General features: G+C 39.1%; 11 protein-coding genes. 8 read left to right on the top strand and 3 right to left on the bottom strand.

Translation table 11 applies throughout. The features are described 5' to 3' along the window. Positions 1–7: 7 nt before the first annotated feature. The 3 genes from J3998_RS03490 (at position 8) to J3998_RS03480 (ending at position 3,092) form a co-directional block, all read left to right on the top strand. Complete coding sequence (locus tag J3998_RS03490) at positions 8–1,912, top strand: UvrD-helicase domain-containing protein (protein WP_208148048.1); 1,905 nt, start codon at positions 8–10, stop codon at positions 1,910–1,912. A gap of 33 nt (positions 1,913–1,945) precedes the next feature. Continuing rightward, entirely contained in the window at positions 1,946–2,428 is a 483-nt protein-coding gene (locus tag J3998_RS03485) for a hypothetical protein (RefSeq protein ID WP_208148046.1), read from the top strand. Positions 2,429–2,645: 217 nt separating this feature from the next. Next, the gene (locus J3998_RS03480; protein WP_208148045.1) at positions 2,646–3,092 is read left to right on the top strand and encodes a hypothetical protein; all 447 of its coding nucleotides are present in this window, start codon (positions 2,646–2,648) and stop codon (positions 3,090–3,092) included. Positions 3,093–3,866: 774 nt separating this feature from the next. Here the strand turns inward: J3998_RS03480 and J3998_RS03475 are convergent. Next, the gene (locus tag J3998_RS03475; RefSeq protein ID WP_208148043.1) at positions 3,867–4,106 is read right to left on the bottom strand and encodes a helix-turn-helix transcriptional regulator; all 240 of its coding nucleotides are present in this window, start codon (positions 4,104–4,106) and stop codon (positions 3,867–3,869) included. A 364-nt stretch (positions 4,107–4,470) separates the two neighbouring features. Then, the gene (gene ykgO, locus J3998_RS03470; protein ID WP_084205718.1) at positions 4,471–4,596 is read right to left on the bottom strand and encodes a type B 50S ribosomal protein L36; all 126 of its coding nucleotides are present in this window, start codon (positions 4,594–4,596) and stop codon (positions 4,471–4,473) included. 290 nt (positions 4,597–4,886) lie between these two features. On the opposite strand from ykgO, the gene yoaA reads away from it, so the two are divergent. From yoaA to J3998_RS03450, 4 genes are all read left to right on the top strand, one after another. Next, positions 4,887–6,821 carry a DNA repair helicase YoaA gene (gene yoaA / locus J3998_RS03465; protein WP_208148041.1) on the top strand — a complete coding sequence of 645 codons (1,935 nt, stop codon included), beginning with the start codon at positions 4,887–4,889 and terminating at the stop codon, positions 6,819–6,821. Between the two features lie 28 nt (positions 6,822–6,849). Further along, the gene (gene tsaB, locus J3998_RS03460; protein WP_208148039.1) at positions 6,850–7,614 is read left to right on the top strand and encodes a tRNA (adenosine(37)-N6)-threonylcarbamoyltransferase complex dimerization subunit type 1 TsaB; all 765 of its coding nucleotides are present in this window, start codon (positions 6,850–6,852) and stop codon (positions 7,612–7,614) included. Positions 7,615–7,809: 195 nt separating this feature from the next. Then, positions 7,810–8,298 carry a universal stress protein gene (locus J3998_RS03455; RefSeq protein ID WP_208148027.1) on the top strand — a complete coding sequence of 163 codons (489 nt, stop codon included), beginning with the start codon at positions 7,810–7,812 and terminating at the stop codon, positions 8,296–8,298. Positions 8,299–8,301: 3 nt separating this feature from the next. After that, positions 8,302–9,186 carry a hypothetical protein gene (locus J3998_RS03450; RefSeq protein ID WP_208148025.1) on the top strand — a complete coding sequence of 295 codons (885 nt, stop codon included), beginning with the start codon at positions 8,302–8,304 and terminating at the stop codon, positions 9,184–9,186. A gap of 103 nt (positions 9,187–9,289) precedes the next feature. Here J3998_RS03450 and J3998_RS03445 read toward each other — a convergent pair whose 3' ends face one another. Beyond that, positions 9,290–9,565 carry a hypothetical protein gene (locus J3998_RS03445; protein WP_208148023.1) on the bottom strand — a complete coding sequence of 92 codons (276 nt, stop codon included), beginning with the start codon at positions 9,563–9,565 and terminating at the stop codon, positions 9,290–9,292. Positions 9,566–9,700: 135 nt separating this feature from the next. Between J3998_RS03445 and J3998_RS03440 the strand changes: the two genes are divergently transcribed. After that, positions 9,701–11,455, top strand: coding sequence for a YcaO-like family protein (locus J3998_RS03440; RefSeq protein ID WP_208148021.1), 1,755 nt, complete (start codon positions 9,701–9,703; stop codon positions 11,453–11,455). Positions 11,456–11,484 lie beyond the last annotated feature (29 nt).

Genomic DNA, 11,484 nt, shown 5'->3' with positions numbered 1-11,484 from the left:
TTATGACATGACAGACGAGTTTTATTTAGCAGAAACCAAGCTTTCCGAAACCGATAATAGTATAGATTCTGATATTCAAGGTTGTCTTTCATCTAGTTCAGGGAAAAGTTTTATTACTTTTGCAGGAGCAGGTTCAGGAAAAACCTATTCTCTAAAAAAGGCATTAGATTTTCTAAAAGAAAAATATGCTGATAGCTTTTCTCGTCATGGAAAGCAAGTGGCAGTTATAACCTTTACAAATAATGCTGCCGACGAAATTATGAATCGGATTGAGCAGAACCCAGTCTTTATGGTTTCTACGATTCATAGCTTTTGTTGGGCTGCCATTGCTGGCTTCAATGAAGATATCAGGAAGTGGTATTTAGAAGTTATTCCCACTGAGCTTTCCGAACTAAAATATATGGAAAAGCGTGGTCGAGCTGGGAAAGCTTCAGAAGCAAGAAAAAGAAGAATTATTCGTTTAAATGAAAAAATGGAGTGGTTGAATGAACCTCGTTCATTTATTTATGATCCTAACGGGGTCAATACATCTCAAAATTCATTATCCCATGCAGATGTCTTAAAAATTTTTTCCAGCTTCTTAACTAAAAAGCCAATGATGGAAGAGGTCATTGTAAACAAGTTTCCATTCATATTTATAGACGAAAGTCAGGATACAAACACTGATGTCATAAATTCCTTTTTTAATCTTCAGTCAATTAAGTCAAACAAAGTTGTGGTTGGTTTATTTGGAGATACGATGCAACGAATTTTTAGCGGTGGTGAAGCTGAATTAGGGAAGACAAAGCCAAAGGGATGGGAAATTTTTGATAAGAAAATGAATCACCGCTCTGCCGTTCGAATTGTAGGTCTAGGTAATCAAATTCGTAGTGAAGATGATGGAAGAACACAGTTTGCTTTAGCTGGCGCTTTGGAAGGCTTTGTTCGATACTTCATATTACCAATCGGTTTACCTGATAAAGATAAAATCGAAGCAGAAATTCGTGGAAGGATGGCTGAAATTACCGGTGACTCAAATTGGACAGATACTACATCGAAAGAAACTGCCATTTTACTGCTGGAGCATAAGATGGCTGGCCGCAGACTCGGTTTTGTTGAACTTTGGGATGCACTTTCAAGATCAGACAAAATTAAGGACCGAATTTCTGAAGGTACAAATCCGGAGCTGAATTTTTTCTCTGAAATTGTTTTTCCTTTAGCGGAAGCAAGTTTGAATGAAAACCGAGCGACATTAATGTCAATTTTACGCGCAAGAAAGTCGCCGCTTTTGGAAGTCAGTGTGCTTGATTCTAATAAGAATGACCCGCTTCAGCCTGCTCGCATAGCAGAACAAGCATTTAAAGAGATTGTTTCAAATAATGATGTAAATTTTGCTGATGTTTTAAACGTAATAGCTGAATACAAACTTCTCATTATTCCTGAAAAACTGAAGTCATTTATAACGCTTGAAGATGTAGATAAAGATCTTGAGAATGAATTACAAGCTGAAGATGAAGGGGACACCGAAGATGATGAGTTATCAGCTTGGACAGAAGCATTAGAGACTAACTTTTTTCAAATACGAAACTATAAAAACTATGTCGAAGACAATTCCATTTTTCGTACTCATCAAGGTGTAAAAGGTAATGAATTTGATCGTGTTATGGTTGTTATGGATGATCAAGAGGCCGGCGGATTCCTATTTTCTTATGAGCAGTATTTCGGTGCAAAAGAACTTTCTAGATCTAGTCAACAAAAAAAAGATTCTGGAGAAGAAACTGGTCTGGATAGAACCCGTCGATTGTTCTATGTCACGTCTACGCGAGCTAAGATGAGTTTAGTTCATGTTATTTACACATCTGATGTGGCTAAAGTTAGAGAAAACCTCATAGAAAGAAAATTTGCGAGACAAGACGAGATTGTTGAGATTTAATGATTAAATAATTGATTACAAAGGCTTAATTACATGGAAATGGCTGTATCTGTTGCATCTTTAATAGTTGCTCTATGTGCCTTGGGTTTTACTGCTTGGCAAACTAATACACAAAGAAAACATAATAGAATAAGTGTAAAACCTCATCTTTTTAGCCTCTCGACTAGTGATAGAAACAAAAATATTGCACGCCTTCAAATCCTTCTTATAAACAATGGACTTGGACCTGCATTTATTAATGAATTTAAAGTTTTTTATAAAGGAATAGAATCTGAACCTCATACTGCTGTCAAGAGTGCTCTAGGTAATCTTGCTAAGAATTCTTCACTAACTATTCTTGGTGACGATTACGCAATGCCTGAAAAAGATAAGGAGGTATTGCTATCAGTTACTTTTCCAGCAAAGTCGGAAGATGAAGTAACCATAGTAGCAAACAGGCTTGATGAACTCGATTTACTGATAAATTACTCATCTGCATATGAAAAAATGGAACCATACGATAGTCGCAAAAAATAGTTTCGGCATCTAACCCAAAGTATCTAGGAGGTTTGATATTAAATTATTTGATAGTGCAGTCATTCTTGCATGTATAACAGCATTTCTATATTCAGCAAGCACTGCTTATACACATGGCTATTTTGCTGTTTTAGAACTAGATAGCGATATTCTGGATAGAAACTTTCATCAAATTCTTTACCACGGTATGGTTCTCAATATATGGACGATAATTGTTGTGCCTTTTTCTATTGCACTTTTAGTGACTATACATTCCTGGTTCAAAATTGGAATTAGCTCCTATATTTTCAGAGGGTTTACAAACGGTAGAAAGGTTGTCAGAATCAAAAAACGGCTTATCTTGCCAACCAAAAAAATGAGGTCAATCGTAATTAAGTATGAAAAACGGAGTAGTAATGCATGGCTCATGTTTATAGCTTCATTTGCTTTTATTGTGGGAATGGCAATTTTTGACAGTAAAGGACAAGATGCGGCTAAAGGAGTTTTAAACAAAATGAAAAGTGGAACAATGAGTACAGTTGTTGTTCCTGTTAATGGTGTTAATAAGAGTCTTGTATATCTCTATTGTGGTGCTAGAAATTGTGCTGCGCAGAACATCGAAAATAATGAAGTTGTGTATTTTCCTCAGAATGGTCATATTTATGTCCGGCAAAACAAAATGTAGTTCTGTAATCAAGAAAGTTGTTAGGTATATTTTTCTTGCAGAATTTGTTCTCAAAAAATCTCTTTAAAAAGATAGCCCTTAAATCATGCAAACGTATCTTTTTTAAGAACTATTTTTCTTAGACAAAAGCAAGGCTTTTGAAGGGAAGGGTGATTCCCAGTAACCTTCTCCATGCGAAATCCCTGAAGGAAATCTAATAAGCCAACAATGCTCAGTTTATATGCCTGTGGACTGCCTTGTTTAACTAAGGGCTGTAACTCTCTCAAGTTGCAAGTAAAGTAGGCCAAACTCATCCCGCCATGGTCCTCACACCAAGACGCATTTAACTTCATCCAATTTGACGATTTCAAATGAAGTTTTTAATCACCGCTATATATCCACATCGCCTTCCATGCGTTTTTTTATCCGACTCCCAAAAACGAATCTTAATTACTCTCAAAAAAAGATTAATTCAGATTAGCTCTCAAATTAGGCACACACCGACCCCTACCTGACATAGAGAGGCATAAAAAAGTAGTTTCACTTAGAAATAGTTAACCCTCTGCTACCTTTCAGGAGGTACAGATTTACCGCTTCTGCGCTTTCTAACAGCTCAAAAGTTAACTACTAGGCGTAAAACAGCCTATTGGAATTGACAGAAGGGAATATTTCTTCGAGAATGGAATTTCGACACTGCATTCAATTAAAATTCGACTTCTGCGTAATCTATTCAATATCTACTTTCCTAGGCTCCTCCTCTTTTAAAAAGCTCATTTTGTGTTCTGTGGAAAAGGCTCAGTCTGTCAAATTGGCAGAGCCTTCTTCTGCTTTACAGGATTGCTTTTTTTCAAGCCAAAGTTCGACTTGTTCTAAGCTCCAACGGACAGTTTTGGGGGTTAACTTGAACGGTTTTGGAAATGTTGGATCGTAATGCTTGCTTGTTTGGTCAAGGAATCTATAGATAGAAGTTGTCGAAAGACTCAGTGCTTGTGCTAAATCTTGCAGGCTAATTAATGAAATTGAGTTGGAATGCATATCAAATTTGCTCCTTACGTTTAGGTTCAAAGCAAATATAAAGTACGGTTTTGAGAAAGCCCGGCTAAACTAGCCCAAAAAAGCGGTAATTTAGAGTGAGCATGAAATTTTATGTTATGGAGTGAGTTTTTATGGGAGCAAAGAAAAGCATTTTTTACTTCTCTTAGATGTAAATATGATTCTTAGTAGACCAGAAGAAAGGGGGCTGGCGGCGAATTAAAGAAAAACTTTTACGGTACTATTTACGGTATGAGTATTATTGGGAAGGGCATAACTCGTTTAATTTCAACGGGTTATAAAACGAAAAAAGCGCCTGATCAGGGCGCTTTTTTAATCTGCGGCGTTTTAAAAACGCGACCTAAGATTAACGCTGGCGAGCTTTAAACTTAGGGTTAGTTTTGTTAATTACGTAAACTTTACCGCGACGCTTAACAACTTGACAGTCTTTATGACGAGTCTTAGCAGATTTTAGTGAAGATAGAATTTTCATCTGATATATCCATTTTTCTGTGCCGAATATTTCTAAACCAATTCAGCTTAAGTTCAAATATTTGAAGCCGCGGATTATAGGCTAAGGAATTGATAATGTCCAGCTTATAATCAAGTTTATTTGAAATACTTTATTCAGAGCTTATCAACACAACTATCAACAAGAATTTTAGACAGAAAACGGTGTATTGAAAATTGTATTTAGCGCTTTCCAAAAATCAATACAGTACGGAAGGGAATCCTGTATAGATTCCAGTATAATGGCGGCAGTTTTAATATGGTTGATATTCAATGGCGGCAGCAAAAAAATCTAAAGCAACACGGTTAACAATCGACGCGGTTATGGGGACTGACGGAATTCTTAGCGAGATGGTTGATGGGTATGCGCCACGTCAGGCACAATTAGAGATGGCCGAGCAGGTACATGATTTAATTGAGAGTGAAGATACCTTATTGGCCGAGGCGGGTACCGGAACCGGTAAAACCTTTGCTTATCTTGTACCGGCGCTATTAAGTGGTAAAAAGGTAATTGTTTCTACAGCGACAAAAACCTTACAAGAGCAGCTGGTGCAAAAAGATTTACCGATGCTCTTTAAAGTATGCCAAATTAAAGGCAAACCACAATTGCTTAAAGGGCGAGATAACTATGTCTGTCCGCAGCGTCTAGAGATTACCGAAACTGTCGAGCAGCATTCTAAGCAGGACTGGAAAAAACTTGGCTTGATTCGTGAGTGGGTTGAGGAACAAACCGTTAGCGGCGATCGGGCAGAATTAGCCGAAATTCCTGAATCTGATCCGATTTGGCGTAAAACTTGTGCGCGCCTTGAATTCTGTCAAGCCGCTGATTGCTCGAGTGATTTAGGTTGTTTTTATCCCGAACAAAAACAAAAAGCCCAAGATGCCCAAGTACTGGTTGTTAACCATCATTTATTCTGTGCTGACTTAGCTTTGCGAGAACAAGGTTTTGGCGAACTACTGCCACAAGCTGACATTTATATTTTCGATGAAGCCCATCAATTACCGGATATCGCTGCCCAATTCCTTGGGTTTAGCATTTCACGTGCTCAGCTCGACGAGTTGGTTCGAGATATTACTCAAGCACAAAAAGCCGAAGCCACTGAATCGCAAACCGTAAGCGATCAAGCGCATAAGTTTCAAGAGCAGGTTAAATTGTTAAATGAGTCGCTTGGAAAATGGGAAAAACGTTGGACTTGGGAACAGCTTGAAGAGCAGATCGCTTTTCAGAATCAGTTGAAACGAACCATTCAGTCCCTAACACATTTAACTGATAGCCTTAAACAACTTACCGAACGTGGCAAGCAGATTACGACAGTGCACAAACGTTGTAAGGAGTTTTTGGAACAATTCAATGATTGGCGTTCCGAAGATTCAGAAAATAAAATCCGTTGGATTGAGTCGTCAATGGGGCGTTTTCGTTTGCACCTAACTCCATTGAATGTATCCGGCCCATTTAGTCGTCAGCGTGAAGCCTTAGGCGGTAGCTGGCTATTTACTTCGGCGACCTTAAGTGTACGTAATAATTTCGATTATTTTGCCAAGCGGCTCGGTTTAGCGGATGCACAAACCGCAAATTGGCTGAGTCCTTTTGATTATGTCAAACAAGGGGTTATTTATCACCCAATTGGATTGCCGGAGCCCAAAGACCCGCGCTATATCAAAATTTGTCTACGTGCGGCATGGCCACTATTAAAAAGCAGTGATGGTAGAGCTTTCCTGCTTTTCACCAGTCACCGAGCTTTACAAGAGGCAAGAGAGATTTTGGAAGAGCACTGGCATGGCACTTTACTGGTACAGGGAGATCAACCTAAATCAGTTTTATTACAACGCTTTAGAGAAACAAAATCACCGATACTACTGGGCACCAGTAGTTTTTGGGAAGGCGTTGATGTTAAAGGCGAAGCACTCAAGTTTGTCTTAATTGATCGCATTCCTTTTGCTCCGCCAGATGATCCAATTGTCAAAGCGCGTGAAGAATTTCTAAAGGAGAAAGGTTTAAACGGCTTTGTACATTTTCAGCTACCTGAAGCTGTCATTGCAATGAAACAAGGTGCCGGCCGTTTGATACGTGATTTAGAAGATCGTGGCGTATTAATGCTATGTGATCCGCGACTGTCTTCCAAAGGCTATGGGAAGACTATTAGTGATAGCTTGCCACCATTCAACTGGGTTTACAAGGCGGAAGACGCCCTTCACTTTTTAGAATAAATATTTACAACATTTACCGGAAACAACTATGGCGAATACCACCGCTCCTGAAACTATTTTGGCATTAGACACTTCAACAGCAAATTGTACTGTTGCACTATTATATAAAGGTGAAGTGCACGCGATTCATGAAATGACTCCTCAAAAACATGCTCAGCGCATTTTGCCAATGATTGATGATGTGCTTAAACAAGCCGGCATTTCTGGACAAGAAGTTGATTTAATCGCATTTGGCGAAGGGCCTGGGGCTTTTACCGGAATTCGCATTGCAGCTGGAATTGTACAGGGATTAGCGCTAGGTTGGCAGACTCCGTTTTTAGCAATTTCATCACTAGAGTCAATGGCTTACCAGCTGGTAAAAGCGGAAGCAGGAACGCGTCCGGTTATCTGGGTGGCTTTAATGGATGCCCGTATGAATGAGATTTACCTACAGCAGGGTACCTATAGTCTTGCTGATAAACAGCCATGGCAAGCTGATAAAACAACGTTATTAACGCCTCTAGACGTTACTGAACAATTACAAGTTATCCAAGCACAGGCTGAAAAAAGTGGCCAAACGATGATTGTTATTGGTGATATTGAAAAGGAATATCCGGAAATTGCTCATGCTCAACCGGTGTATCATGACACGCTTCCAAATGCACATGCTATGTTACGCCTTGCAGAGGCGTATTACCCGAATAGCCAAACTCTAGAAGAAGGTTTGCCAATGCCGCTGTATTTACGTAATGAAGTCGCTGAAACCATTGAACAACGTTTGGCGCGTAAAAAAATAGCTCAAAAGAATGACTGACTTAGCCTATTAGGAATGGCAAATTTCATACTTTATTGAAGGTTGAATCTTGTAACTAAAATAGTGCTTAAAATATAATCAGCCATAGAAAAGTGCTTGATGTATAAGGACTTTGGAGCATTACAAAACTATTACACACACGCTTATCCACAGAAACTGTGTACAACTTCAACCGCATTGACTTTAGGAGCTTTCATGCAAACCGTTCAGCAATCTCCTTATCAACATTTATTGGTTGCGATGGATTTCTCAAAATCCAGTTATGCAGCCTTGCAACGTGCTATCTGCATGGCACAACAGTACCAGGCTCAAATAACCGTTTTGCATGTGATTGAATTGCCGATTAATCCTATTCTTGAAGATAATGCTGTCAGCGGCATACCCGGTGTTTGGGATCAACAAACAACAGAGGTTTTATTACAGGCCGCCAAACATAAAATGCAGTCTCTAAAAGAAGAAATCTCTGCACTTAAACCAGTTGATTCCGTGCTTAATACCGAAATCAAAATTGGTCATCCGGCACGAGAAATTTGTACTTTTACCGAACTGAATCAGGTGGATTGTATCTTGATCGGTTTTCATGGTCATTCCGCTTGGCGTGCATTTATTGGTAGTACCAGTCATTCGGTTCTGCAAGAAGCAAAATGCGATGTTCTTAATGTAAAAATCGATAATAAAGATTAGATGATGCAATTCAAAAAAAACTTACGTAAAAATCTCTCTAAAAAACTATTTTTTATGGCTTGTCTATGGCTGCTGGGAAGCCAATCAGCTTTAGCGCAGCTGCACAATTTCCAGAAGGGCAGCCATGTTTTTGTGGCATTTCCGGCAGGGAATATTAAGGACGATGCTTTTATTGTCGGCACGGTTAAATCAGTACAAAATAATGGCGACTATCTAGTTGAAGTTCAAGATTATGTAGAAGGACATGATTACGGTAGTTCTTGTATTCCGATGATAAAAAAAGAAGATCCAGAAGCCATGGCGCTAGGTTACGGCGTCGGATGGGAAGTCTGGAAAGATACCACTAAGCTTGACACTCAGCGCTTAGATTATGTTGTTCCGAAACAATCAACCATGAAACTTGGTGAAGGAAAACATTATTTTGTTGAGCGGAACAACCTTTATATCGTTTTTGGTCGCTGGAAATCCGATGCACCGGTAATGACCTTAGATCGCATCGAACGTGCGCAGCGTGAAGCCATGGCGGTTAAATTAAATGATTTGGTTCCGGTTTTCGATTTGGTGAAATATCACCGTAAAACCTTCTATCACGAAAACAACCGTCCGCTGTATGCTTCCGAACGCATCGTACCGGCAATCGCAATGCTGGAACAGGTTGATAAAATCTTGTCAGAACAACCGAAGTTGAACACACTTTGGTCAGCCAAAAATCGTGACTGGCAGGAGATTGGTAAAACAACTTATCACTACTTTATGATTGAAGCGATCGATAAAGTCTTGGCAGATGCCAAAGACCAGTTGTACGAAGAAGGCATTGAGATGGCTGGAGGAGACAAGGTGCAGCACTTGCGAGAACTGACTGATAGAATCAAACGAAATTCAAACTAGAGACAGATGCTCTTTAAAAAATAAAAGCCATACTTTATCGAGTATGGCTTTTTTTGTTCTACCAATGATTATTATTGTTTTATAGCATCAAAAATAAATTCGATTAAGGTTTTGGGTGCTTGTAATAAGTTTGGTTGAGATAATCTGCAACCTGTTCAACTTCATCTTCAAACCAACCCGCGTTTAAGTTGTCGTTACAAAACTGAACAGCTTTAACTAATTTTGGATAGGTCGGTGTTTTTTTCGTTGAGTAAGGATTATCAGTGTGGCATTTCATGCAATTTGCATCATCATGCAGCACTTTACCTGGCATTTCTGCCATTGCAGGCGAAGCCATTACAGCGGTTAGAACAAAAAAAGCAGTGAGTGATTTCTTCATAGAGCCTCCGAGCATAATGTGAAGAAAAATAGGTAAACCCAAAGCCATTCTACCGATAATGAGAATTATCTCTCATTAAAAAAACTTAACCAAAAAACAAATACTTTTATTGCAAAAACTATTCAAGGAGCTCCTGTGAGCGAACAAACATTTATCAAAGGCAAAGTCAGAAGCTTGGAACAGTCGATTCATAATTTAGAATCGATTACTAAGGAAATCGGCTTTGATATACAGCAAGGGCTAAAGCTAAATCCGGTGCCACATATTCATTCACTGCATATCTTTGAAAAAAGTTGTCCCGGCATCTTCACTAACGGTAAAGGGGCTTCGGAAAAATCCTGTTATGCCAGTGCATTAGGGGAGTTTCTTGAGCGTCTTTCAACCAATTATTTCTTTTCGGACTATTGGCTTGAACAAGATTATGCAGCCAGTACAGGAGATTGGCTGTATTATCCGAATGAAAAGCAGTTCACAAGGGAGAACTTCCGTGAAATGCTCAGTCCGACACTATGGGAATACTATTCGAATTTAAGTGACTCGGAAAACTACGCAGAATTTGCGCAGGATGATTTCGAGTTCGATAGTTTTTTAAGTTTCAATGACCATGTTGATTCAATCCGTGCTTTGCCATTAATTTCGCAAAAAGAGGAGACAACGCACTATTTCCCAATGAATCTTTTTTCAAATCTCTATGCCAGCAATGGCCTTTCCGCGGGTAATAGTGCACTTGAAGCGCAAGTTCAAGGTTTATCAGAAGTGTTTGAGCGCTGGGTCAAAAATCAAATTCTGTTAGAAAACCTTTGCTTACCGCTGGTTCCAGAAGACGTTTTACAGCAATATCCTGATATCGTTCAGGCAATCAGCGCATTAAATGAAGAAGGTATTTTTATTGAAGTCCGTGATGCTTCTCTAGGCGGGAAATTCCCGGTCATAAATGTCACTCTTTATCATCAAAAATCCGGGCAATGTTTTGCCTCGTTTGGCGCACACCCTATTTTTGAAGTGGCCGTAGAGCGAACACTTACCGAATCATTACAAGGTCGACATCTAAAAGAGTTAGACGGCTTTCAGGTACCGAGTTTTGATGAATTCTCAGTTGCTTGCGACGAAAATATCGAAAATCATTTTATTGATTCAAGTGGATTGATTCACGCTAATTTTGTCAGTCACAATTTCGATTTTGACTTTGTTGCGTGGGATTTTAGTGGCGATGTTGATGCGCAGTGGCAATATCTTTGCGAGTTGGTTTATCAACAAGGAACCGATGTCTATGTTGCTAATTACAATCAATATGGTTTTGAGGCCTGTCGTATTGTAGTGCCAGGTATGTCGGAAGTTTACCCAAAACATGAAATTCTCGATGCCAATCAAAATTTTGGGCGTCTACTACGTGAAGCCCTAATTCAATATCCGCAAACCAATGATCCTCTGGCGATTGTCGAGCTCATCGAAGCATTAGGCTTTAGCGATCATCAAGGCGTTGCTAGTTTAATTGGTCTAATGCCGGACAAAAATAGCTTTTGGGGGGCAATCAATTGTTTACAGCTTAAATTCTGGTGCCAAATAGCTGCTCAAGCTTATGAGGATGCTCTTGATTCGCTGCACGGTATTTGGTTCTTTGTCACACCGGATAATAAATGGTATGGCGTTTATAAAAGTTTTGAAATTGCGATTGAATCCTTATTACAACAGGATGAAATGACGTTACCGGATACCAGTATTTTAGAAGCGCTATTTTGCAAAGAAACAGTATCAACAGTGTTAGCACACTTAAATTCTGAAATGGTGTTCTGGAATGCTCCGCAAGGAATTGATATCTTTAAAAATTCCAATTCTCATCAAACCATGCTAGCGATTTATCATAACTTAAGAAAATATAAAGACGTATAGATGGTTATGAGGTAAGTCACCAATCTGTG

Origin of the sequence: Thiomicrorhabdus marina (assembly GCF_017571465.1) — a bacterium.
Taxonomy (GTDB): Bacteria; Pseudomonadota; Gammaproteobacteria; order Thiomicrospirales; family Thiomicrospiraceae; genus Thiomicrorhabdus; species Thiomicrorhabdus marina.
This window is presented reverse-complemented; position numbering and strand designations above follow the sequence as displayed.